This is a genomic window from Zafaria cholistanensis (assembly GCF_008580665.1).
Taxonomy (GTDB): Bacteria; Actinomycetota; Actinomycetes; order Actinomycetales; family Micrococcaceae; genus Zafaria; species Zafaria cholistanensis.
Genome location: NZ_BKDJ01000001.1, coordinates 451,251 through 475,019, shown reverse-complemented (window position 1 = coordinate 475,019; position 23,769 = coordinate 451,251). Strand labels below are relative to the sequence as shown.

At 72.4% G+C, this 23,769-nt stretch carries 17 protein-coding genes; 7 read left to right on the top strand and 10 right to left on the bottom strand.

Annotation, left to right across the window (positions count from 1 at the left end; translation table 11 throughout):
• Positions 1-20: 20 nt before the first annotated feature.
• The gene (locus NCCP_RS02180) at positions 21-1,517 is read left to right on the top strand and encodes an MFS transporter (RefSeq protein WP_149955425.1); all 1,497 of its coding nucleotides are present in this window, start codon (positions 21-23) and stop codon (positions 1,515-1,517) included.
• A gap of 22 nt (positions 1,518-1,539) precedes the next feature.
• Here NCCP_RS02180 and ftsY read toward each other — a convergent pair whose 3' ends face one another.
• Positions 1,540-2,745 carry a signal recognition particle-docking protein FtsY gene (gene ftsY, locus NCCP_RS02175; RefSeq protein WP_149955424.1) on the bottom strand — a complete coding sequence of 402 codons (1,206 nt, stop codon included), beginning with the start codon at positions 2,743-2,745 and terminating at the stop codon, positions 1,540-1,542.
• Between the two features lie 323 nt (positions 2,746-3,068).
• Here ftsY and NCCP_RS15400 point away from each other — a divergent pair, with 323 nt between their 5' ends.
• Positions 3,069-4,229, top strand: a complete 1,161-nt coding sequence (locus NCCP_RS15400) for an MFS transporter (RefSeq protein WP_263970112.1) — start codon at positions 3,069-3,071, stop codon at positions 4,227-4,229.
• A gap of 16 nt (positions 4,230-4,245) precedes the next feature.
• Here the strand turns inward: NCCP_RS15400 and NCCP_RS02165 are convergent, their stop codons facing one another.
• The 4 genes from NCCP_RS02165 to NCCP_RS02150 all read right to left on the bottom strand — a co-directional run bounded on the left by NCCP_RS02165 (position 4,246) and on the right by NCCP_RS02150 (position 12,221).
• Positions 4,246-5,334, bottom strand: coding sequence for a glycosyltransferase family 2 protein (locus tag NCCP_RS02165; RefSeq protein WP_149955422.1), 1,089 nt, complete (start codon positions 5,332-5,334; stop codon positions 4,246-4,248).
• A 56-nt stretch (positions 5,335-5,390) separates the two neighbouring features.
• Complete coding sequence (gene smc / locus NCCP_RS02160; protein WP_149955421.1) at positions 5,391-8,978, bottom strand: chromosome segregation protein SMC; 3,588 nt, start codon at positions 8,976-8,978, stop codon at positions 5,391-5,393.
• 57 nt (positions 8,979-9,035) lie between these two features.
• Positions 9,036-10,226 (bottom strand): endonuclease/exonuclease/phosphatase family protein, encoded by a 1,191-nt coding sequence (locus NCCP_RS02155; RefSeq protein WP_172627258.1) that lies wholly within the window; start codon positions 10,224-10,226, stop codon positions 9,036-9,038.
• A gap of 195 nt (positions 10,227-10,421) precedes the next feature.
• Positions 10,422-12,221: a hypothetical protein gene (locus tag NCCP_RS02150; protein ID WP_149955419.1), complete on the bottom strand. Its 1,800-nt coding sequence runs from the start codon at positions 12,219-12,221 to the stop codon at positions 10,422-10,424.
• Positions 12,222-12,343: 122 nt separating this feature from the next.
• Between NCCP_RS02150 and NCCP_RS02145 the strand changes: the two genes are divergently transcribed.
• From NCCP_RS02145 to NCCP_RS02125, 5 genes are all read left to right on the top strand, one after another.
• Positions 12,344-13,987 carry a Stealth CR1 domain-containing protein gene (locus tag NCCP_RS02145; protein WP_172627257.1) on the top strand — a complete coding sequence of 548 codons (1,644 nt, stop codon included), beginning with the start codon at positions 12,344-12,346 and terminating at the stop codon, positions 13,985-13,987.
• A 267-nt stretch (positions 13,988-14,254) separates the two neighbouring features.
• Positions 14,255-15,280, top strand: a complete 1,026-nt coding sequence (locus NCCP_RS02140; RefSeq protein WP_149955417.1) for a 3-oxoacyl-ACP synthase III — start codon at positions 14,255-14,257, stop codon at positions 15,278-15,280.
• Between the two features lie 50 nt (positions 15,281-15,330).
• Positions 15,331-18,108 (top strand): alpha/beta fold hydrolase, encoded by a 2,778-nt coding sequence (locus NCCP_RS02135; RefSeq protein ID WP_149955548.1) that lies wholly within the window; start codon positions 15,331-15,333, stop codon positions 18,106-18,108.
• Positions 18,105-19,103, top strand: coding sequence for an NAD-dependent epimerase/dehydratase family protein (locus tag NCCP_RS02130; protein ID WP_149955416.1), 999 nt, complete (start codon positions 18,105-18,107; stop codon positions 19,101-19,103). Before NCCP_RS02135 ends, NCCP_RS02130 begins: the two co-directional genes overlap by 4 nt.
• The gene (locus tag NCCP_RS02125; protein ID WP_149955415.1) at positions 19,100-19,915 is read left to right on the top strand and encodes a serine hydrolase domain-containing protein; all 816 of its coding nucleotides are present in this window, start codon (positions 19,100-19,102) and stop codon (positions 19,913-19,915) included. Before NCCP_RS02130 ends, NCCP_RS02125 begins: the two co-directional genes overlap by 4 nt.
• On the opposite strand, the gene NCCP_RS02120 is transcribed toward NCCP_RS02125, so the two are convergent.
• From NCCP_RS02120 to NCCP_RS02100, 5 genes are all read right to left on the bottom strand, one after another.
• A complete protein-coding gene (locus NCCP_RS02120) occupies positions 19,912-21,129 on the bottom strand; it encodes an MFS transporter (RefSeq protein WP_149955414.1) in 1,218 nt (405 codons plus the stop codon). The genes NCCP_RS02125 and NCCP_RS02120 overlap by 4 nt on opposite strands.
• 108 nt (positions 21,130-21,237) lie before the next feature.
• On the bottom strand, positions 21,238-22,167 hold the full coding sequence (gene mutM, locus NCCP_RS02115; RefSeq protein ID WP_149955413.1) for a bifunctional DNA-formamidopyrimidine glycosylase/DNA-(apurinic or apyrimidinic site) lyase: 930 nt from the start codon (positions 22,165-22,167) through the stop codon (positions 21,238-21,240).
• 2 nt (positions 22,168-22,169) lie between these two features.
• A complete protein-coding gene (gene rnc / locus NCCP_RS02110) occupies positions 22,170-22,865 on the bottom strand; it encodes a ribonuclease III (protein ID WP_149955412.1) in 696 nt (231 codons plus the stop codon).
• A 9-nt stretch (positions 22,866-22,874) separates the two neighbouring features.
• Positions 22,875-23,078 carry a 50S ribosomal protein L32 gene (rpmF, locus tag NCCP_RS02105; RefSeq protein WP_127511582.1) on the bottom strand — a complete coding sequence of 68 codons (204 nt, stop codon included), beginning with the start codon at positions 23,076-23,078 and terminating at the stop codon, positions 22,875-22,877.
• Positions 23,079-23,080: 2 nt separating this feature from the next.
• Positions 23,081-23,644, bottom strand: coding sequence for a YceD family protein (locus NCCP_RS02100; protein ID WP_149955411.1), 564 nt, complete (start codon positions 23,642-23,644; stop codon positions 23,081-23,083).
• Positions 23,645-23,769 lie beyond the last annotated feature (125 nt).

The following is a 23,769-nucleotide window of genomic DNA, read 5'->3' as shown; positions in this document are numbered from 1 at the left end:
GCATCACTACACTGGGACCCATGACCGAGCAGGAACGGGTCCCCCCGGGAGCGGACGCGGCTCCCGGCGGCGGCGCGGGCCTCCCGGCCGGCACGGCATCCGGGTCCGCGCAGGCCGGGGGCGGCCCGGTCCCGCGCCGGGCCGGTCCCGAGGCCATCGACACCTCCCTGCGCCCTCCGGCCCAGCGGCACCGCACCTTTGCCTGGATCCTCGCGAACACCGCATTGGCCAACGTCACCACCAGCTACCTGTGGTTCGCCCTGACGTTCTGGGTGTACCTGCAGACGCGCAACGTGATCGCCACCGGGGTGGTCGGAGGCGCCTACATGCTGCTGGTCGCCTTTTCCAGCATCGGTTTCGGCACCTTCGTGGACCGCTACCGCAAGCTGGCCGTGATGCGCTTCGCCGCCGCCTTCACCCTGCTGATGTTCATGGCGTCCGGGGCCCTGTTCCTGCTCACTCCCGCCGCCCGGCTGCTGGACCTGGCACAGCCGTGGTTCTGGGTCTTCTCCCTGCTCATCCTGGCCGGGTCTGTGGTAGAAAACATGCGCAACATCGCCCTCTCCACCACGGTCACCATCCTCATCGAACCGGACCGGCGGGCCAACGCCAACGGGCTGGTGGGGATGGTGCAGGGACTGATGTTCATCCTCACCTCAGTGCTTTCCGGGCTCTCGGTCGGGGTGCTGGGCATGGGCCGGACGATCCTCGTCGCCCTGGCGCTCACGGCGGTGGCGTTCGCGCACCTGCTCACCCTGCGCATGCCCGAGGAGGTCCGCGCGGCCCCCACGGACGCGCAGGGCGGATTCGACCTGCGCGGCTCCCTCGCCGCCGTGCTCGCCATTGCCGGGCTCTTCGCGCTGATCCTGTTCTCCACGTTCAACAACTTCATCGGCGGCGTCTACATGGCCTTGATGGATCCCTACGGCCTGGAGATGTTCCCCGTGGAGCTGTGGGGGACCTACCTGGCCCTCGGCGCCAGCGGATTCATCGTTGGCGGCGCGCTGATCGGAAAGTTCGGGCTCGGGTCCAATCCGCTGCGCACCCTGCTCATGGCGGTCGTTTTGATGGGGATTATCGGCGCGGTGTTCACGCTGCGCGAGTGGGCATGGCTGTACATCGCCGGCATCTGGCTGTATATGGCCCTGGTGCCTTTCGTGGAGGCCGCCGAGCAGACGGTCATCCAACGGGTGGTGCCCCTGCCGCGGCAGGGCCGGGTATTCGGGTTCGCGCTGGCCTTCGAGTCCGCAGCGGCGCCGCTCACCGCGTTCCTCATCGCGCCGGTGGCGCAGGTCTGGGTCATTCCGTACGCCCGCTCGGCCGAGGGCGCCGCCCGGCTCGCCCCGCTGCTGGGCGAGGGCACCTCCCGGGGCATCGCCCTGATATTCCTGCTGGCCGGGACCACCCTGGTCGCGGCCGCGCTCCTGGCCTTCCTGGCCCCGGTCTACCGCCGGGTCTCCGCGTCGTACGCGCGGGCAGCCCGGGAGGCCCCGGACGCGGAGGGCGCCCCGGGCTAGTCCCTAACCGTCCCGGAGGGCGTCAGTCCAGGAGCGCGTCCACGAACGCTTCGGCGTCGAACGGGGCCAGGTCGTCCGGGCCCTCGCCCAGGCCGACCAGCTTCACCGGGACCCCGAGCTGGCGCTGGATCGCGACCACGATCCCGCCCTTGGCGGTGCCGTCGAGCTTGGTCAGGACGATGCCGGTGACGTTGACGACCTCGGAGAACACCTTGGCCTGGTTCAGCCCGTTCTGCCCGGTGGTCGCGTCCAGGACCAGCAGCACCTCGTCCACCGTGGCCTGCTTCTCGACCACGCGCTTGATCTTGCCGAGCTCGTCCATCAGGCCGACCTTGTTTTGCAGGCGGCCGGCGGTGTCGATCATCACGACGTCGACCTCCTGCTCGATCCCGGCGCGCACCGCCTCGAAGGCGACGGACGCCGGGTCCGCGCCGTCGACGTCTGCCTTGACGGTCGGCACCCCGACGCGGTCGCCCCACGTGGCCAGCTGTTCGGCCGCGGCGGCCCGGAACGTGTCCGCCGCACCGAGCAGGACGTCCTTGTCCTGGGCCACCAGGACGCGGGCCAGCTTGCCGATGGTGGTGGTCTTGCCCACGCCGTTGACGCCGACGACCATCACGATGGCCGGCCGGTCCGGGTGGCGCTGGGAGGCGAGTTCCCGGTCCATCGACGGGTCAACGAGCCTGACCAGCTCCTCGCGCAGCATGTCATGGACGTGCTGGGGGTCGCGGCTGCCTTCGACCTTGACGCGTTCCCGCAGCGCCCCGACCAGTTCCTGCGTCGGTTCGGTGCCGAGGTCCGCCAGCAGCAGCGTCTCCTCGATCTCGTCCCAGACATCCTCATCGATCGTGTCCCGGGACAGCAGGGCCAGCAGGCCCTTGCCCAGGGCATTGTTGGACCGGACCAGGCGGGCGCGCAGGCGGGCCAGGCGGCCGCGGACCGGGGCGGGAACCTCCAGGACCGCAGCCTCCGGAAGCTGCTCCACCCCCAGGTCGGGGCCGACGGGCGGGGCCTGGGCGGGTTCGACGGCGGGGGCCGGCGCGGCCGGGGCCTCGGGTTCGGCCACGGCGGTGCCGCCCGAGCCCGCGGGCTGGTCGTTCGCGTCCCGGGTGCTGGTGTAGGTGCCCGGAGGCGTCTTGCGTCCGCGCAGCAGGAAGGCGGTGCCGACGCCGAGGATCAGGACGACGGCGGCGACAGCGATGATCAGAAAGAGGTCTTGGGTAGGCACGAAACAAGCTTCTCACAGCCGCCATCCCACCGCCGTGCCGCCGCGCAGGAAAGGACCGCACGCCCCGCGCGCCGGGCGGGGCGTGCGGCTAGACTCGTCCCGTCATGGACACTCCCCCTCCTCCCTCTGGCCCCGACCCGTCCCCAGGGCACCGCTCCACCCCGGATCCCCGGCCGGTTGGCCCGCGCGGCACGCCTGCCGCCGGCGGCGCGCGGGAAGGCGGATCCGGGGCGGCGCCGCAGAAACCGGCGCCGCAGAAACCGGCCCCGCAGGAACCGGCCCCGCAGGAACCGGCCCCGCAGGAACCGGCCCCGCGAGAACCGGTGCCGCGCGAGATCCGGGTGCTGATCGCGGCGGCGTTCCTGATTGCGATCGGGTTCGGGCTGATCGCCCCGATCCTGCCGCAGTTCGCGCGCAGTTTCGACGTCGGAGTCGCGGCCGCGGGCATGATCGTGAGCGTGTTCGCCCTGACCCGGCTGCTCTTTGCCCCGGTCAGCGGCCGGCTCACGGACCGGCTGGGGGAACCGGCCGTCTATGTCGGTGGCGTGCTGACCGTGGCGGTGTCCACCCTGCTGTGCGGCCTGGCCGGGGACTACGCGCAACTGATGTTTTTCCGTGCCCTGGGCGGCATCGGGTCCACGATGTTCACCGTTTCGGCGATGACCATGATCGCCCGCCTGTCGCCGCCCTCGATGCGCGGGCGGATCTCCGGGATGTACGCGACCGCGTTCCTGACCGGCAACATCGCCGGACCGATCGTCGGCGGCCTGCTTGCCGGGCTCGGCTACCGGCTGCCGTTCTTCATCTACGGCGGAACCCTTGTGGTCGCGGCCGGGCTGGTCTTTGTCCTGCTGCGCCATGCCGGCACCGGCAGCCGCGGCAACGCCGCCGCCAAACCCCCCATGTCCGTGCGCGAAGCCCTGGGGGTGTCCACCTACCGGGCCGCCCTGTGCTCGGGCTTCGCCAACGGGTGGTCCACGTTCGGGGTGCGCACGGCGCTGGTGCCGCTCTTCGCCGCGCAGACCTTCATCCATGGGGATGCCTACGCCGGGGTGGCGCTGGCCCTGTTCGCCGCCGGCAACGCGGTGTCCCAGCCGTTCGCCGGCAGGGTGAGCGACCTCTACGGGCGCAGGGTCCCGCTGATGTCCGGCCTTGCGGTGGCCTCGCTGGCCATGGCGGGCATCGGCTTCACCTCCTCCGTGCCCCTGTTCCTGGTCCTGGCGGTCGTCTCCGGCGCGGGCACGGGTTTCATGAACCCGGCCCAGCAGGCCGCGGTGGCCGACGTGATCGGGGCGGACCGCACGGGCGGGAAGGTCCTGGCCACGTTCCAGATGTCCGTCGACCTGGGCGCGATCCTGGGCCCGGTGCTCGCGGGGCTGATCGCGGACCGGCTCGGCTTCGGCTTCGCGTTCGGGATGACGGCGGCGATCGGGCTGCTCGGCGCGGCCGCCTGGCTGCCGGTGCGGGCCAGGCGCCCGGCCTGATGCCCCGGGCGGGCGCCTACCGGCCCCGCGCCTCGCTGGCGCAGTAGGCGGCCATGCCCGCAGCGTCGCGGGCCAGGATGAGCTCGGTCTTGCGCCGGTTCGCCTCGCCGAGCTGGCGCTGCAGGTCCGGGGTGATGAAGCGTTCCACGAAGGCCGCGTGGGCCAGGACCCAGCGGCGCTGTACGGGCCGCCGGAAGCGGGCGAAGCGCCGGGGCTCGTAGAACCGCAGGCATTTGCGCCGGTACAGGTCCAGCACCAGCAGCCCCGCCGTCCGCGGGTCCGGGGCCCCCTGGGCGAAGATCTCCGCGATCCGGGTGACCGAACGCACGTAGTCCTCGGGGACAACCGGCCTGCTGCTGATGTTGCCGCCGTCGTCGCGCCGGCGCAGCTGGTAGTAGTCGTAGTCGGCCAGCACGGAGGTCCGCCGCGACCGCAGGTAGCACTGCGAGACCACGATTCCGTCCTCGAGCCGCACCTTGCCCTCGGGGAAGCGGATGCCGTTGTCCACCAGCAGCCGGCGCCGGATCAGCTTCTGCGGCGCCAGGGACACCGCCGCCGTGCGCAGGGGCGCGTCGAGCAGGGTCTTCTCGAAGAGCGCCTCGCGTACGCCGCGGCCCCCCAGCCCCACCAGCTTCGGCAGCAGGACATCGACGCCGTGTTGCCGGGCGTAGTCCACCATCCGCCGCAGCGCCTCGGGCCCCAGGACGTCGTCCGCATCGCAGAAGAAGACGAATTCGGCCCGGCTCGCGGCCACCCCCACGTTGCGCGGCTTCCCCGGCCAGCCGCTGTTGGGCTGGTGGATCACCCGGGCGTTCGGGTTGCGCGCGGCGAAGTCCTCCAGGACCCTGCCGCCGGCGTCGGTGGAGCCGTCGTCCACGGCGATGACCTCGAAAAGCTGCCGGTCCATGTCCTGGTTCTCCAGGGATTCCAGCAGTTCAGCCAGGTACGGCATCGCGTTGTGGACCGGAACCACCACGCTGACCAGCGCCGTGTCCGCGCTGGAACTCTCCCCCGAGTCCCCCGCCGGGTGGGGCCGGCGGGCCAGGCTGCGGTACCGGTCCAGCGCTTGGCGGCGAACAATGCGGACGCGGCGCGCAAATTCCATGGAGCACCCTTCGGGTTGGCGGTGGGAATGCTCACATTCTGGCACACCGTGCCGGACTAGCCCTGCCGCTCGATCCGCTGGCTGATGACCGCCGACACCCCATCCCCGCGCATCGTCACACCGTAGAGCGCGTCGGCGATCTCCATGGTGCGTTTCTGGTGCGTGATGACGATCAGCTGGCTGGATTCGCGCAGCTCCTCGAAGATCGTGATGAGCCGGCCAAGGTTGGTGTCATCCAGCGCGGCCTCGACCTCGTCCATCACATAGAAGGGCGAGGGGCGCGCCTTGAAGATCGCCACCAGCAGCGCCACCGCGGTCAGCGAGCGCTCGCCGCCGGAGAGCAGGGACAGCCGCTTGATCTTTTTGCCGGCCGGCCGGGCCTCCACCTCGATGCCGGTGGCGAGCATGTCCGAGGGGTCGGTGAGCACCAGCCGCCCCTCGCCCCCGGGGAACAGCCGGGCGAAGACCCTCCCGAACTGGGCCGCGGTATCCGCGAAGGCCTCAGCGAACACCCGCTGCACGTGCCCGTCCACGTCCCGGATGATGTCCAGCAGGTCCTTGCGGCTGGCCTTGAGGTCCTCCAGCTGGGTGGCCAGGAAGCGGTGCCGTTCCTCCAGCGCGGCGAACTCCTCCAGGGCCAGCGGGTTGACCTTCCCCAGCGCCGCGAGGTCGCGCTCGGCCCTCTTGAGCCGCTTCTGCTGCTGCGCGCGGTCGTAGGGGACCTCGGTGGGCACCGGGTTCCCGTCGGCGTCGACCTCCTGGTGCAGCGCCGCCCATTTGTCCGTTCCCCCCGCGCCACCGGCCTCCGCGGACGGCACCGGCAGGTGCGGCCCGTAGTGCTCCAGCAGGTGCTCCGGGGTCATCCCGAGTTCCTCGATGGCCCGGTTTTCCAGCGCCTCCAGCCGCAGCCGCTGCTGTGCCCGGGCCAGTTCCTCGCGGTGTGCGGCATCGGTCAGGGAGGCCAGCTCCCGGCCCAGCTCCTCGGCCTCGGCGCGGACCCCCACCAGCCGCGCCTCCAGGTCCGTGCGCACGGCTTCGGCGCGGTCTCGGGCAGCCGCGGCCAGTTCCAGGGATGCCTCGGCGTGCCGCCCGGCGGTGTCCGCGGCCGCGGCGACCGCGCGGGCGGCGGCCGCCTGCCGGCGCCGGACCCGGGCACGGGCCTCGGCCTGGGCGCGGGCCCGGCGCTCGGTTTCGGCGGCCCGGGAGAGTGATTGGACGCGCCCGCGCAGGGAGCCGGCCTGCTCCTCGGTCCCGCGCAGGGCCAGCCGGGCCTCCAGTTCGCGCTGCCGGGCGCGGGTGGCTGCGGTGGCAAGCGCATCCCGGGTCCCCGTGGCCGGCTCGTCGTCTCCGTCGGCGGATTCCTGCGCCGCGTCGAGGCGTTCAACCGCTTCGGCGAGCGCCTCCTGTCCGGCCTCGATCTGGACCCGGGCCGCCTCCGCCCCGGCGGCGAGCCGGTCGCGTTCGGCCTCGCTCTGGCGCACCGCCGCCTCCAGCCGGGCCACCCCGGCTGCCTGCGCTGCGTTGCGCGTTTCGGCGGCACGCACCCGGGCCAGGGCGGCGTCGGCTTCCGCGCGGGCGCCTGCCGCCTGGCCCGCCAGCGCTCCGGCCTGGACGCGTGCCAGGGCCAGGGATTCCTCCGCCTCGGCCAGCCTGCGGGCGGTCTCCTCCACGGCCGCTTGGGTCTCCAGCAGCGAGGGAGCGGCGGCGGTGCCACCGGCGGCGGAGGCCGCGGTGAACACATCGCCGTCGCGGGTGACCAGCCGCCAGGCCGGGTCAGCGGCGAGCACGGCGGCCGCTTCCCCGGCATCGGCGACTACGGCGGTGCGGGCCAGCAGGTGCCCGACGGCGCCGGCCAGTTCGGCGGGGGCCCGCACCAGGGTTCGGGCCGGGACGGCGGGGGCCGGCGGTTCGGGTTCGGCCGGGGCGGCCGGTGCGTCGGCCAGCAGCAGGTGGACCCGGCCGGAGTTCCCGGCCCTGAGTCCCTCCAGCACCGTCCGGGCTGCGTCCAGCCCGTCGGCGGCCAGCGCTTCGGCGGCGGGCCCGAGCGCGGCGGCAATGGCGGCCTCGTGGCCGGCGGCGACCTCCAGCTGGAGAAAGACGCGCCCGCCGATCCCGGAGGGCGCGGCGGCCAGGACGTCCTCGGTCGCGTCCCTGCGGGCCAGCCCCTGGCGCAGGACTTCCAGGCGGGCGGCCAGTGCGGCGCGGTCGCGGTCGCGGCCAGCCTCCCGGGCGCGCACCTCCCGCACCCGGCCCTGAAGGGCGTCGGCGCGCTCACGGGCCGCGGCGAGCGCCGCCTCCGGGTCCTCGCCGCCTGGGCCGGGGGCCGCGGGCTGCTCCTGCGCGGCGGCCAGCTCGGCCTGGGCCGCGGCCCGGCGGGACTCGGCGTCGGCGGCGGCGGCGAGCAGGCGGCCGCGTTCGCCCTCGGCGGCCTCCACCCGGGAGCGGTGGGCGCCGACCTTGCCGGACAGCCGGGCCAGGCCCTCCCGGCGGTCCGCGGCGGCGCGCAGCAGCGCGGCCAGCCGGCGTTCTTCCTCCGCAAAGGCCTCCTCGGACGCCGCGCGGGCCTCAATGGCTTCCTCCAGCAGCTCGCGGCGGGCCTCGAGCTGTTCCTCCACCTCGGCCAGTTCCCCGCGCAGGCGGGCTGCCTGGTGCTCCAGGCGGTCCGGGTCCCGGCTAGGGTCCGGCTGCGCCCCGCCGGCGCCCAGCAGGCGGGCGCGCTCGGCGGCGAGCGCGGAGAGCGAGCGGAAACGTTCGCGGACCGCGCCGAGCCGGTACCAGGTGTCCCGGGCGGCGTTGACGGCGGGGGTTGCCCGCGCGGCGCCGGCCTCGAGGGAAGCCAGTTCGGCACGGACGGTCTCCAGCCGCGCCTGGACCCCGTCCTGCCTGGACCTCAGGGCCGCCTCGTCCGCGCTGTCCCGGGCGAGGTTCCCGGCCAGGGTGGCGAGGTCGTCGGCGAGCAGGCGGGCGCGGGCGTCGCGGACCTCGAACTGGACGGCCTGGGCCCGGCGGGCCACCTCGGCCTGCTTGCCCAGCGGGGTGAGCTGGCGGCGCAGTTCCCCGGTGAGGTCCTGCAGGCGCGCCAGGTTGGCCTGCATGGCATCCAGCTTGCGGACCGTCTTTTCCCTGCGGCGGCGGTGCTTGAGGATGCCGGCGGCCTCCTCGATGAAGCCGCGCCGGTCGTCGGCGGTGGCGTGCAGGATCCGGTCCAGCTGCCCCTGCCCCACGATCACGTGCATCTCCCGGCCGAGGCCGGAGTCGGACAGCAGCTCCTGGATGTCCAGCAGGCGGGCCGGTTCCCCGTTGATCGCATACTCCGACCCTCCGGCGCGGAAGAGCGTGCGGGAAATGGTGACCTCCGCGTACTCGATCGGCAACGCCCCGTCAGTGTTGTCGATGGTCAGTGAGACGTGCGCGCGGCCCAGCGGCGGACGGCCGGTGGTCCCGGCGAAGATGACGTCCTCCATCTTCCCCCCGCGCAGGGTCTTGGCCCCCTGCTCCCCCATCACCCAGGCCAGCGCGTCCACGACGTTGGACTTGCCGGAGCCGTTGGGTCCCACGACGGCCGTCACCCCGGGTTCGAAGTCGAAGACCGTCGCGGAGGCGAAGGACTTGAATCCGCGGACAGTGAGGGACTTCAGGTGCAAGGCGGCGGGCTTTCGCTGGGCGGGAAACGGAACCCTTCTCGATTCCGCCCATCCAATCTACCGTGCCGTTCCGCCGGGACGGTGCCGGGCGGCTGGAAGGACGGCTGGCAGGGCCGGCTGGAAGCAGGTCCAGCGCAGGGGGAACGGCCGGGCGCTGAGGCACCGCCAGGGGGTGACCGCCGGCGGGGGTGGGGGAAGCGTGAGGACCGCCAGGATGGGGTGGTGGTCGGAGGGGATTTCGCCCACGAACCTGCCCGTCCGGGGGTTGGTCCTTGCCACCAGTTCCCAGCGTCGGACGTCGATGCCGCCGGAGACCATGATGTAGTCGATCCGCTTGCCCGGTACCCGCGGCGGCGGGTTCCTGAATCCGTGGAAGCTGTTGAAGGTGGTGTTCCTGCGCGGCGCGTCCGCCTCCACGGTGTCCACGAACCCGTTCTCGATCAGCGTCCGCACCGGGTCCTGGTGAGCGTACGAATTCAGGTCTCCCATGAGGACCACCGGCAGGCCCACCGGTTTCACGGAGGTGCGCAGCGCCTTGAGGATGTTTTTCACCTGCCCGGTGCGGCATTTCTCCAGGTCCCCGCGTTCCTCGATGCCCTCGTAGTACAGGTGGGTGTTCACCGCCACGAACGCCGTGGACGGCGTGGCGCGCGTCCTGAACACCTGCCAGACCATCGCGCGGTCGTCCCACTCACACCAGTCGTTGTCCACGTTGACGGTTCCGCCGGAGCCGACGGGCTCCAGGGTTGCCGTGTTGTAGTAGATGTGGACGCCGAACTGGGCCTCCTCGTCGGCCGAGCACCGCCTGCGGCCGCAGTCCTCGAACCTGCCGTCGGAACCGGTCAGGGCCCGGTCGTACCCCTGGGGGGCAAGGACCCGGCGCAGGCTTTCCCACTGCGGGACGCCGTCGTCGTTCCCTTCCCAGTCGCGGGTGACCGAGGCCTCCTGGGCGCCGAGGACGTCCACGCCCTCGGATACGACCGTGTGGGCCACCGTGGAGCGGCGCACGGCCCACGGCCTGTCTTCGGCATGGTTCTCGGCCGTCAGGATGTTGAAGCTCATCGCCCTGATGCGGGCACCGGGGGAACTGGAAGGCCCCGGGTCCACGGCGGAGGACCGGTGGGCCGGCGCCGGTACGGGCATCCGGTCCGGTGCCGGCGAGGCGCGGTCCAGGCCCGCGCCGCCAAGGACAACCCCCAAGGCCAGCGCGATGGACGCCGCGCAGGCCGCAACAACCCGGTGGGACACCCCAAGCCACCCCCAATCGACCAGGGCCGGCATCCGGCACCCGGACACGTCACTTGCCGGGGGCCCCGGCCGCGGCAGTGCGGCCGGGGTCCTGGTCCGGCCCCCTTCCCCGGGAGGCCGGACGCGTTGGGCCCCAGCGTAGCGGCGGAATCAGCGCAGCATAAGGGAAAGCCGGATAGGCCCGGCCGTTCCCGGCTACCGCTTGGCGGCGAGGACCCGCCGCTTGATGCGGCGCAGGTCCCGTCCGAGCCGGCGGACCAGGCGGGGCCTGTTCCGCGTGGCCCAGGCCAGGGCGGCCCGGCCCCCGGCCAGGGGCTGGGCGGGCTCCAGCCGGCACTCGAGGGCCCCTTCCGCTCCACCCACCGAAAGCCGCAGCCCGGCGGGGTGCGAGGAAAGGATCGTGCCGGCCAGCGCCGTGACGTACACGTCGTACTCCCCGGGGGCGAGGCCGTCGGCCTTGACGCCTTCGTAGGCACGGGACGCGAAGTACGTGTGCCCATAATCACCCAGCGGATCCCCCACCCTGTTCCCCGGGAAGCTGCGCTTGCTGGTCCCGAGCGCCCGCGACGTCACCGGGGAGGCCGTCCCGGGCTTCACGAAGACCAGGTGGTACTGGATGTCCCCGTGCTTGGGGGCCCGCTGCCCGGGGAGCACGTAGCGGCCTTCGACGTGTACGCGGTTGCCCCGGGCCCAGGAGCCGGAAACCTCGAAGTGGCTGCCCGGCATCGGTGCGCCCAGCACGGGGCCCTTGTGCAGCGAAACGGACCCGCCCGTGGAGTGGAGGCGGACCAGTTTGCCGCCCATGACCATCGCGGCGTCGTGGGGATCGGCGGGCACGGCGTCGACCACGGTCGTCACGCCGTGCTGTGCGAGTTCGAGCCCGAGGCGGTACTGCCCGTCGGGAAGCCCCGCAAGGTTGATGCCTTCGCGCTTCCGCGAGGAAAACCGGCCGTGCGAATAGTCGCAGAACTCGTTCTCGAAATAGGTGCGGCTGAGCTTGTCGTCGGGCAGGGTGTCCAGGGTGTAGCCCTTGCGGTCCACGTCCGAGGCCAGCGTCAGTTTCCGGGAAAGGGGTCCGGATTTCCGGGTGTCCATGCCCTTGGTGAACAGGATCCCTTCGGGGTAAAGGCGCCCCTTCCGCAGCGTCAGCGCGGTCAGCCGGCCCACCGTCTCCCGGCGCTGGCGGACGGTTTCCAGCGAAGGCTGGGGCAGCGCCGAAACGAAGGACCCGATCCCGTTGCGGACATGGCCGTAGCGCGGCGGGGCGCCTTCGCCCAGGGCCGCGACGGTCGCCAGCAGCAGCGGGACGTTGTAGGAGGCCACGTCCCGGTGCCGCTTCACCAGGGGCGAGTCGGTCAGGACGAAGTTGAAGTTGTCATAGCGCTCGAAGTCGGCGAGGAAGGGGGCGATTTCCGTCTTGTACTGCCCGTCGGCCGGCGAGGAAAACAGGTAGATGTTGCGGGCGGTGTTGGTGTCGTTCGCCAGGAGGTCGGGCATGACCGCGTCGATTTCGGCGACGCCTTCGTCGGTGTCTTCCCCGATCAGCTGTCGGAGGATGTCCGGCCTGAGCTGCCGGTTCCCGCTGCCGATCGTCATGCGCGGCGATACCGCGACGATGTTGGGGTAGTCGTTGGCCAGCCCGTGGTAAAGGGCGCCGGTCGCACCCTTCGAGATGCCGAAAAGGGTGCAGTGGTGCTTTTCCAGGCCGCGTTCGAGCCGGATCTTCTCAATCAGGGCCGCCACGGCCTCGGCGACCCGGGTCCCGTGCTTGTGGGTGCGGATGTAATAGGAGAAGTCGCCATCGAACAGGTCCCGGATCCACAGGATGTCAGTGCGGATGCCGTCGACCACCGACCCGTTGAGGTCATAGCCCCTCTTCGGGCCGAAGCCGCCCGAGAAGACCACCAGAAGATGCCGCCGGTCCTGCAGGGAGCGCCGGTGTTTGTATATGACGGAAAGCCCTTCGTACACGAATTCATGGTCATCTGGGTGCATGGTCATCCTCGGGGGTTGCTGCGCGGGGAACCACCCCATTCTAGCGAGAAATGCCCGGTGCACCGGCCGGACGCCCACCGCCGCGGGCCCGGGCAGCGGCCCCGCGCGGCGGCCCGGATAGGATGGCGGAGTTCCAAACCGCCCAGAAGGGATCCTTCGTGTCCGTCAAGCGCACCCTCGTCCAGGCCCGTGACCGCGCCCGCCAAATTGTCACCTCCAACGCCACCTACCGCCGCCACCGGCGCAACGTGTCAGGCGGGGTCTTTGTCCGCGGCGGCGGGCGGCTCACCCCGAGCATGATCCGCCTGGAACCGAACCTGCGCCTGCCGGAGCTGAAGGCTTCCTCGGCCCGGCTGGTCGAGGCGACCCTGGACCGCTTGGGGGTGCGGTACTGGAGGATCCCCGCCTCCAACAACCGCTGCACCAAGTTCGGGGTGCTTGAGGCCGACCGCGCCCTGGTCCTGAAGGCCCTGGCGACCGACCCCGCCTACGGGCACTGGAACGCCCGGGAACTCGTTCCGCGCGGGACCGGGCACCCTGCCCTGCATTCGGCCTCGGACCTGTCCGGCCAGTCCACGTGGGCCGGCGTGCGGATCTACGAACGGGTTGCCCCCGCCGCGGGCTCGAGTTTCCTGGCCGGAGCCGCCCAGGGTGTCGAACTCCACTTCTGGTCCGTGTCCCCCGAGACCGGGCTCCTGGAATCGCGGGTGTGGAACGACCGGTTCACCTCCGCTCCGGACCCCAGCCTTCATCCGGACGCCTTCGAGGAGGTAATCCGCCGCGCGGCGCGGCCGACCTCGGAACAGGTCGACTTCCCCATCGACGTCGTCTACACGTGGGTTGACGGTGCCGATCCGGACTGGCAGCGTGCCAAGGCCGAGGCGCTCCATACCGCGGACGCGGAAGCCTTCATCCAGGACGCCGTGGACGAGGCCCGGTTCGCGGACAACGACGAGCTGCGCTACAGCCTGCGCTCGCTGGAGCAGTACGCCCCGTGGGTGCGCAAGATCTGGATCGTCACGGCGGGCCAGACCCCGGCCTGGCTGGACATGGACAACCCCCGGGTGGAAATCGTGGACCACCGGCAGATCTGGCCCGACCCCTCCGACCTGCCCTCCTTCAACTCGCACGCCATCGAGGCGAACCTGCACCGCATCCCCGGACTGGCGGAGCACTTCCTCTACTTCAACGACGACTTCCTGCTGGCCCGCCCCGTCAACCCCGAGCATTTCTTCTTCGGCAACGGCGTCGGGAAGTTCTTCTACTCCCGGGCCCACGTGGACCTGATGGACGTCTCGCCCGAAGACAACGTCTCCACCATCGCGGCGAAGAACGCCCGGGGCCTGCTCCAGGCCGCCGGGGGGCACGTCTTCAGCCGGAAGTTCTTCCACACCCCCTCCCCGCTGCGGAAGTCCGTGCTGCTGGAGGCTGAAGAGTCGTTCCCGGAAGCCTTTGGCCAGACCCGTGCCGCCCGGTTCCGGCAGCAGTCGGACATCGCGGCGGCCGGCTCCTTCTACTTCCAGTACGCCTTTTCCCGGGGCGCGGCCGTGCCGTCGCGCATCGCTTACGACTACATCGATCCGGCCACGGCCGACGGCCGGCGCCGGTTCACCTCGGTGGCCGCGCGCCACAACCAGGACACGATTGTCGTCAACGACGGCTCGACCAAGGAATCCCCGGAAGAGCGGCAGGCCACCTCCCAGTTCATCAAGGCGACGCTCGCCCGCTTCCTGCCCGTCCCCTCGGTCTTCGAAAAGGACCGCTGAGGCAGCGGCCGGCACCGGATCCACGGCGGGGGCGGGCGCCGTCCCGGCGACAGGCGGAGCCCGCTTCCGGGCGGCCGCGGGGGCCGGGCGGCCCACTGTGCCCGCCGGGAGGAGGCGGGGACCTGGTCGGCAGGGGAAGGCACATCCTCATTTGCGGCCGGGAATGTGCCGGAACCGGCTCCGGACGGGCATAGTTAACCTTGCCGGGCAGGGGCTTCGTGCCCCTGGCCCGGAAACGCCCACCGCAATCAGGACAAAGGCTGGATATTGAACGGCAACGCAACGTTTCGGCACCACAATTCGGCCATCCTGGCCGTCACGAGTGTGGAAGCGCCAAGGGTCGTCAGTTCCGCCGAATTCGACGAGCGGCTGGCCCCAAGCCTGAAGCGGCTGCACCTGTCCAAGCGGCTGCTTGAACGCGTTGCCGGGGTGCGGGAGCGCCGCTGGTGGCCGGCGGGCACCGGGTTCGACGACGCCGCCATCGAGGCAGGCTCCAAGGCCCTGGCCCAAGCCGGCATCGGTCCCGAGGAAGTGGGCCTGCTGATCAACACCTCGGTCACCCGGCGCAGCCTGGAACCCTCGGTGGCGGTGAAGATCCACCACGGGCTGGGGCTGCCCTCCTCGGCGATCAACTTCGACGTGGCCAACGCCTGCCTGGGCTTCGTCAACGGCATCATGCTGGCCTCCAACATGATCGATTCGGGCCAGATCCGCTACGCGGTCATCGTCGCCGGAGAGGACGCCCAGCCCACGCAGGAGACCACGTTCCGGCGCCTGAACCGGGAGGATTCGACCCGCGAGGACTACCTGCGCGAATTCGCCACCCTGACGCTGGGCTCGGGTGCGGCCGCCGCGGTCATCGGCCCGGCCGACGCCCATCCCGCCTCGCACCGGATCGTCGGCGGGGTCTCCCGGGCCGGCACCGAACACCACCAGCTGTGCGTGGGCGGCCCGGACGGCATGTTCACCGACACCAAGGGGCTGCTGGATAACGGCCTCAAACTCGTCGTCGACGCGTGGAACGAGGCCCACGCCGACGGCTGGGACTGGCGGTCCATGGACCGCTACGTGACCCACCAGGTGTCCGCCTCCTACACCAACGCGATCATCAAGGCCGTGGACCTGGTCCGCGAGCGGGTGCCCATCACCTTTCCCAAGTGGGGCAACGTGGGCCCGGCCTCGCTGCCCATGACCCTCGCCCAGGAGGCACCCACGCTGAAGTCCGGGGACCGCGTCCTGTGCATGGGCGTGGGCTCGGGACTGAACACCTCCATGCTGGAGCTCGCGTGGTAGCCGGCGGGGCGGCCGCCGGCCGTTCCGCCCGGACCTTGCCCGGCGTCCAGCTGTGGCCCGGCGTCCAGCCCTGGCCCGGTGTCCGGCCCGGCTGGTCGCGCACGGTCGAGGTTCCCTCCACCGCCGCCTGCGACCGGCCCGGCACGGTCCACAGGTGGCATGTGCTGGACAACGGCCCCGAACTGCAGGCCCGCGGCGTCGAACCGGCCGGCACCCTGCTCTGCGTCCACGGCAACCCGACCTGGTCCTACCTGTGGCGGAGCCTGCTCGCAGCCGCCACCGACGCGCCGGCGTCCCACGATTCGGCGTCCCACGATGCGGCGTCCCACGATGCGGCGCCGTGGCGGGTGGTCGCCGTCGACCAGCTCGACATGGGCTTTTCCGCCCGGACCGGGACCTTCCGCCGCCTTGCCGACCGCGTGGGCGACCTGGGGGACCTGACGGCCGCGCTGGGCCTGGCCCGCCGCGGGGATCCCCGGCCGGTGGTCACCGTCGGCCACGACTGGGGCGGCATCATCTCGCTGGGTTGGGCACTGCGGCACCGCGAGCCGCTGGCCGGCGTCGTGCTCGCCAACACGGCCGTCCACCCCGCGGGCTTCTCCCTTCCCCCCGCGCTGCGGCTTGCCCTGCACCCGGCGGTGCACGGATGGGGCACGACGACGACGCCCGCCTTCCTGCGCGTCACTCACGCGCTGGCCCGGCCGGCCCTGGCCCCGGCGGTGCGCGCCGCCTTCATGGCCCCCTACCTGACCCCCGCCCGCCGCGCCGGGGTCGGAAACTTCGTCGCCGACATTCCGGCCGGTCCCGGCCATCCCAGCTGGCCGGCCCTGGAGGAGATCTCCTCGGGCGTGCGCACCCTGGACGTCCCGGCGCTTCTCCTGTGGGGCCCCCAGGACCCGGTCTTCTCCGACCGCTACCTGCGCGATCTTCTGGACCGGCTGCCGCACGCGGACGTGCACCGCTTCGAGGGCGCCGGACACCTGTTGCCGGAGGACCGCGACATCGCGTCCCCCGTGCTGCGCTGGCTCGGCTCCACGGCCGGATCCGCACCCCCCGCCGAATCCGCACCCCCCGCCGAACTTCCGGTGCCCGCAGGGACCCCCGAGGCCGCCGGTGCTCCCGGGGCCGGCACCGAGGCCGAGGCGGCGCCGTACCGGGCCCTGACCGCCGAACTGGAGGAACGCCGCGCGGACCGCACCCCGGCCATCGTGGACATGGCTCCCCTCGGCCTGGCCCGGCGGGGCACCTCCCGCGGCCCGGACCCGCGAACGCTGTCCTGGGCCGAACTGGCCGCCGACGTCGGCGCCCTGGCCCGGGGCCTGGCCTCGGCCGGGGTGCGCCCCGGAGACCGCGTCAGCCTGCTGGTGCCTCCCGGGATCGAACTGACGACGCTGATCTATGCCTGCCTCCGGCTCGGCGCGGTCGCCGTCCTTGCGGACGCGGGCCTGGGCCGCGCGGGCCTGGGCCGGGCCATCATCGGGGCGGGCCCGGCCTGGCTGGTCGGCATCGACCGGGCCCTGGCCGGCGCGCGCCTCCTTGGATGGCCTGGCGCCCGCATTTCCGTCGGGCCCGTCTCCGGAGCCAGGCGGCGTGCCCTGGGCGTCCGGCACACGGTGCCCGAACTCCTTTCCGCCGGCCGCCGGCTCACCGCGGGCCGCGACCCGGACCCGTTGCCGGCGCCGGAACCGGACGCGGAGGCGGCGGTGCTCTTCACCTCCGGCTCCACGGGCCCGGCCAAGGGCGTGTCCTACACGCACCGGCGCCTGGCCGCGATGCGGGACACCCTGAAGGCCACCTACGGGCTGCAGGCCGGGTCGGCGCTCGTCGCCGGCTTCGCCCCCTTCGCGCTGCTGGGACCGGCACTGGGAGCGACGTCCGTCACCCCGGACATGGACGTCACCGCACCCAGGACGCTCACTGCCACCGCCCTGGCCCGGGCGGTGGCGGCCGTGGACGCGACGGCGGTCTTCGCCTCCCCCGCCGCCCTGGCCAATGTCCTGGCCACCGCCGGCGACCTGGACAGCGCGGGCCGCGCCGCCCTGGGACGCGTGTCCCTGCTGCTCTCCGCCGGCGCCCCCATTCCGGAGCCGCTGCTGGCGCGCGTGCAGGAACTGGTTCCGCGGGCGTCGCTGCACACCCCCTACGGGATGACCGAGGCCCTTCCGGTCACGGACATCGACCTGCCCGGCATCCGGGAGGCCGGCACGGGCAATGGCGTCTGCGTCGGAACCCCCGTGGCCGGGGCCCGCGTCCGCGTCCTGCCGCTGTCCGCCGCCGGCGTGCCCGGGTCCGTCCCCACCGCCGGGGCGGATATCACCGGCGAGATCGTGGTGGCCGCGCCGCACGTCAAGGAGCGCTACGACCGGCTCTGGATTACCCAGCAGGAGAGCGCGTCCCTGCCCGGGTGGCACCGGACCGGCGACGTGGGCCACTTCGACGCCGAAGGGCGGCTGTGGGTGGAGGGACGGCTCGGGCACCTGCTGACCACCCCCGAGGGGATCCGCACCCCGGTCGCCGCCGAACACGCGGCCGCCTCCGCCCCGGGCGCCGGCCGCGCCGCCGTGGTGGGGGTGGGCCCGGCCGGTACCCAGGCCGCGGTCGCCGTCGTCGAAGCGGTCCCGCCGGTGCGCCGCGCGGGGCCCGCGGAACCCGGACTCGCCGCGCGGGTGCGCGCCGCCGTGGCCGCAGGCACCGGCATCCGGCTGGCCGCCGTGCTGGTGGTCCCCGGTCTGCCCACCGACATCCGGCACAACTCCAAGGTGGACCGCACGGCGCTGGCCGGCTGGGCCTCGCGGGTGCTGGCGGGCGAACGGGCGGGCTCCCCGTGAGCGCCCCCCGCACCGTGCTGGTCACCGGCGCCAGTGGCCTGCTGGGCTCAGCGGTCGCCGCGCTGCTGGCGGGCCGCGGCCACGTGGTCCGCACCTTCCAGCGCCGCCCCTCCCCGGCCCCGGGGACCACGCACGTCCCCGGGTCGCTGACCGACCCGCAGGCCGTGGCCCGCGCGGTGCAGGGAAGCGACGCCGTCGTCCACCTCGCTGCCAAAGTGTCCTTCACCGGGGACTGGAACGACTTCGCGGCAACGAACATCCACGGCACCGCCGGGCTCCTCAAGGCCGCCCGCGCCGCCGGTGTGCGGGACTTCGTCCAGGTCTCCTCGCCGTCCGTGGCGCACTTCGGCTCCGCGATCGCCGGTGCCCCCGCCGGACGGGCCGACCCGGCCCGCGCCCGCGGGCACTACGCGCGCTCGAAAGCGGCCGCCGAACTGCTGGCCCTGGCCGAGGACGGCCCCGGGTTCCGCGTGGCCGCGGTCCGCCCGCACATCGTGTGGGGACCGGGCGACACCCAACTGGTCGAACGCGTCCTCAGCAGGGCCCGCGCGGGCCGGCTGCCGCTGCTGGACCGCGGGGCCGCGCTGATCGACACAACCTACCTCGACAACGCCGCCGAGGCGGTGGTGCGCACCCTGGAGCGGATGGAACACACCCGCGGGCAGGCAGTGGTGGTGACCAACGGGGAACCGCGGCCGGTGGGTGAGCTGCTGGCGGGCATCTGCACCGCCGCTGGGGTCCGCCCGCCCGCCTGGAGCGTGCCCGGCTGGCTGGCGCGCGGCGCGGGGACGGCGATCGAGCATGCGTGGACCGCAGCGGGCCGGCGCGGCTGGGTCCACGACGAGCCGCCGATGACCCGTTTCCTCGCCGAGCAGCTGTCGACCGCCCACTGGTTCGACCAGCGCAGGACCCGCGAACTGCTGGACTGGACCCCCGCACTGGGGATCGACGACGGACTCCGCCGCCTGGCGGAACACTACCAAGGAGCCCGATGAATGCCCTGAAGACCATTGAGCGCTGGCCCGTGGAGAACGCGGCGGCGGCCGTTGTGGCGGCCGACGGGCGGGTGCTGGGCCGGCACGGACCGACGGGACGACCGTTCCGGCTGGCGTCGGTGACCAAGCTGCTTTCGGCCTATGCGGTCCTGATCGCCTGCGAGGAGGGCGCCCTCGAACTGGACCAGCCGGCCGGCCCTGAGGGTTCCACGGTGCGCCACCTGCTGGCCCACACCGCAGGCTTCGACTTCGGAGACCGCACCGTCCGCTTCCCCCCGGGCGGGCGGCGGTTGTATTCGAACACGGGATTCGACGTGCTGGGCGAGACCCTTGAGGAGGCCACGGGCTTCGGTTTTGCCGACTACCTGGCCGAAGCGGTGCTGCAGCCGCTGGGCATGGGGTCGACCCGCCTGGACGGGTCCCCCGCCGCCGGCGGCGTTTCGACGGTGGACGACCTCGTGCTTTTCGCGGCCGAACTCCAGCGGCCACGCCTGCTCTCGCCCCAACTGCTCGCCGCGGCCACCACCGTGGCCTTCCCCGGCCTGGCCGGGGTGCTGCCCGGGTTCGGCCGCCAGCAGGAGAACGACTGGGGCTTGGGGTTCGAACTCCGGGACCGCAAGTCCCCGCACTGGACCGGATCCAAAAGCTCGCCGCGGACGTTCGGGCACTTCGGCCAGTCCGGCACGTTCCTGTGGGTGGACCCGGAGGCGGCGGTGGCCTGCGTCGCCCTGACCGACCGCGACTTCGGTCCGTGGGCCGCGGAGGCCTGGCCGGCGTTCACGGACGCCGTGCTGGACGAATTGCTCCCCTAGCCCGGGCCTTCGTCCCCCGCGGGCCACAGGACCAGGGCCGTGACGGTGGCGGCGCCCGCCACGACCGCCAGGACGAGGGCCGCCGCCGGAAGGCTTGCCGAGCCGAGCCACCCCGCCAGGGGGTAGGTGAGGAGCCAGCAGGCGTGGGAGAGGGAAAACTGGGCGGCGAAGGCGGCCGGCAGGTCGGAGGGTGCCACGCTGGCACGGACCACGCGCCCCACCGGGGTTTCCACCGAGGCCCAGGACCAGCCGACCGCCACCCAGAGGGCGGCGACCGCGGCCGGCCCGGCCGGTCCCGGTGCGGCCAGTGCCAGCGGGATGGCCGCGGTGGCGCCCGTGAGCAGGAGCGCTCCGGCGGCCATGACCTGCCGGTTCCCGGCGCGCGCGAGGAGCCGGGGAAGGATGAGGGCCGCCGCCATCGACCCCAGGCCATTGAGCGCCAGGAACAGGGCCACGGCACCGTCGCCCAGTCCGAAGACGGACTTGGCGATGACGACGGTCTGGACAAGGACGAACGCCCCCGCTGCCGCGACGGCGAGGTTCAGCGCCAGCACGGGCCGCAGGGCCGCGGTGCGGACGAAGAGCAGGAGACCGTGCCGGACCCGCCGCAGGAACGGGGCTCCGCGCTGCCCCGGATGCGCCGGGACGGGGGGCACGGCCACGGAAAGCACCAGCAGGGCCGACCCGGCGAAACCAAACGCGGTCCAGAAGAACAGCGAACTGTTGGCCATGAACAGCAGCAACAGCCCCGCCAGGGCCGGGGAGAGCACCGATTCCAGGTCATAAGCCAGGCGCGAGAGCGAAAGCGCGGCGGTAAAGTCCTCCTCGTCCTCGAGCACCTGCGGGATCACCGACTGGAACGTGGGGGTGAAGGTCGCCGAGGCCGACTGGAGCAGGAAAACCAGCGCGTAAACGTGCCACGCCTCAGCCACGAACGGCAGGAACAGCACCGCGGCGATGCGGACCGCATCCGCGCCGACCATCACCGCGCGGCGGGGCAGGTTCGCCAACCACGCGCCGGCAAGCGGCGCCACCAGGACGTAGGCGAGCATCTTGACGGCGAACACGGTGCCGAGCACCTGGCCGGCGTTGGCCCCCGCGAGGTCGAAGGCCAGCAGCCCGAGCGCGACGGTGAGCAGGCCGGTGCCGGCCAGCGAGGCCACCTGCGCCAGGAACAGCCTCCGGTAGGCCGGATGGGCCAGGGCGCGCAGCATCAGCGGGCCCGCCTGTCTTCACTCATGCGATGATCGTAGGCCCGCCCGCGCCGGACAGGGACGCGCCGCGGATCAGTAGTACCGGGCGGATCAGTAGTACCGGGCGGATCAGTACCGGGCATTGCGCGGCGTGCGCTGGCAGGCCGGGCAGGTGTAGGAGGACCGGCCCATGAACGGGTCGCGCCGGATCAGCGAGACGAGTCCGGCCTGGGTGCAGCGGGGGCATTCCCGGCCCGCCCGCCCGTAGGCGTTCAGGGACCGGTCGAAGTACCCGGAGGCGCCGTTGACGTTCACGTACAGGGAATCGAAGCTGGTACCGCCGGCAGCCAGGGCCCGGGCCATGACGTCCTTGAGCGCCTCGGCCACGCGCTCGGTCTCCGGCCGGCGCAGCGTGTCCGTGGGCCGGGCATAGTGCAGGCGGGCGGCCCAGAGGGATTCGTCGGCGTAGATGTTGCCGACCCCGGAGACCACGCCCTGGTCCAGCAGCGCGCGTTTGAGGCCGGTGCGGCGCCGGCGCAGCGCCGCATGCAGGAGGTCGGTGCCGAAGGCGGGGTCCAGCACGTCGCGGGCAATATGCGCGGCAGCCTCGGGAACCAGCGGCAGGTCGGCCCCGTGCCCGCCCGGCCCGCCGTCCGGCGTCGGGCGCAGCCGGGAGAGGAACAGGCCGCCAAAGATGCGCTGGTCCACGAAGCGCAGTTCGGCGGGCTTGCCCGCCGCGGGCGACAGTTCCAGGCGCACCTTGAGGTGCTTCTCGCGGGGGGCGTCGGGCTCCTCCACCAGGAGCTGGCCGCTCATGCCCAGGTGGGCAACCAGCGCGGCCGGTTCGGGGAGGCCGTCCAGCGGCATCCACAGGAACTTGCCGCGCCGCACGGCATGGCGGATGGTGGTGCCGCGCAGGCTGTCGGCGAAGTCGGCCGGGCCGCCGGCGTGGCGGCGCACCGAGCGCGGATCGTGGACCTCGAGGTCCCGGACGGTGCGTCCGACGACCCACGCGTCGAGGCCGCGGCGCACCACCTCGACCTCCGGCAGTTCGGGCACGGCTAGAGGGTTTCCGCGGCGGGCAGGCGCAGCAGCTTCCAGGAGGAGGCGGCGGCCTCCTGCTCGGCTTCCTTCTTGGAGGGACCGGTCCCGGAGCCGTACAGCGTGCCGCCGATGGACAGGGTTGCCTCGAAGGTGCGTGCGTGGTCCGGGCCGGAGCCGCGGATCAGGTATTCGATGGCGCCGAGCTTGCGTGCCGCGGCGATCTCTTGGATGGCCGTCTTCCAGTCGGTGCCGGCGCCGAGCGCCTCCACGTCGGTCAGCAGCGGCTCGACGAGCCGCATGACCAGGGCCCGGGCGGCCTCGATCCCGTGGGTGAGATAGGTTGCGCCAATCAGGGCTTCCATGGTGTCCGCCAGGATGGAGGACTTGTTGGACCCGTTGGTCAGCTTCTCCCCCTGGCCCAGGAGGATGAATTCGCCGATGCCGAGTCCGCGGGCGATGCCCGCCAGGGCCCGGGTGCTCACGACGGCGGAGCGCCGCTTGGCGAGGTCGCCCTCGGGCAGGTCGGGGTACTGGCGGTAAAGGTGGTCCGTCACCGAAAAGCCGAGGACGGAGTCCCCCAGGAACTCAAGGCGTTCGTTGGTGGGGATGCCGCCCTGCTCGTAGGCGTAGGAGCGGTGGGTGAGCGCAAGACGAAGCGTCTCGGGGTCGATGACGACCCCGAGACGCTTCAAAAGCTCTTCGGTTGAAGGCATCAGACGTGCTTAGGCGTCTGCGACCTTGCGCCCCTTGTACTCAAGGAACAGCGCGGTGCCGGCGGAGTCGGTAACGACCTTCGCCTGGTGCGGCAGGCTGTAGGTCACGCGGCCGTTCTCCACGGTCTTGACCAGGTTCGGCGCAGTTGCCTTCCACTGGGACCGGCGGGCGCGGGTATTCGAGCGGGACATCTTCCGCTTGGGAACAGCCACGGCTAACTCTCTTCTCTCTCGACTGATTCTGTACTTGGTGCCGCCTCGTCGGCGGCGGTGTCGGTCAGCCCGGCAAGGGCCGCCCAACGAGGATCAAGGACCCCATGGTGGTGGTCCGGATCCCCTTCGAGGCGTGCCCCGCATTCGGGGCAGAGGCCTGCACAGTCCTCCCGGCACACCGGCTGGAACGGCAGGGTGGTCACCACCGCGTCCCGCAGCACTGGCTCGAGGTCGATCATTTCGTCCTCGACCCGGTACTGGTCGGCCTCTTCGTCCTCCTCGAACAGTACCCTGTCCTCGAAGTAGAAAAGCTCCTGAATGTCGGCGTCAAGGTCATACGCGATGGGGTCCAGACACCGGCCGCACTCGCCCACCACGTGGACGCTTGCGGTTCCGGACACCAGGATCCCCTCGTGCACGGCCTCGAGCCTCAGGTCCAGATCGACGGGCGATCCTTCCTGAACTCCGATCAGTGCGACACCCAGCTCGGCCGGGGCCGCGACCCGTTCTTCCAAGGTCCGCATGCTCCCCGGGCTGCGCCCGAGGTCCTTGACCGAGAAGGTCAGGGGTGAACTCCGGTCGATTCCGTGCGAGGACGGGCGATCCGAACGCTTACCGCTAATGAGAACTCCTAATAGAACATAGACCGACGTTACATCTTAGCCCGGGGAGCGGAGGAAGCCAAACCGGC

Bases quoted from the DNA above. Each gene is read 5' to 3' on its own strand.
- NCCP_RS02125 (WP_149955415.1), top strand. From the start codon at position 19,100: ATGAATGCCCTGAAGACCATTGAGCGCTGGCCCGTGGAGAACGCGGCG.
- NCCP_RS02150 (WP_149955419.1), bottom strand. From the start codon at position 12,221: ATGCACCCAGATGACCATGAATTCGTGTACGAAGGGCTTTCCGTCATA.
- NCCP_RS02145 (WP_172627257.1), top strand. From the start codon at position 12,344: ATGGCGGAGTTCCAAACCGCCCAGAAGGGATCCTTCGTGTCCGTCAAG.
- NCCP_RS02120 (WP_149955414.1), bottom strand. From the start codon at position 21,129: ATGCTGCGCGCCCTGGCCCATCCGGCCTACCGGAGGCTGTTCCTGGCG.
- NCCP_RS02165 (WP_149955422.1), bottom strand. From the start codon at position 5,334: ATGGAATTTGCGCGCCGCGTCCGCATTGTTCGCCGCCAAGCGCTGGAC.
- NCCP_RS02180 (WP_149955425.1), top strand. From the start codon at position 21: ATGACCGAGCAGGAACGGGTCCCCCCGGGAGCGGACGCGGCTCCCGGC.
- rnc (WP_149955412.1), bottom strand. From the start codon at position 22,865: ATGCCTTCAACCGAAGAGCTTTTGAAGCGTCTCGGGGTCGTCATCGAC.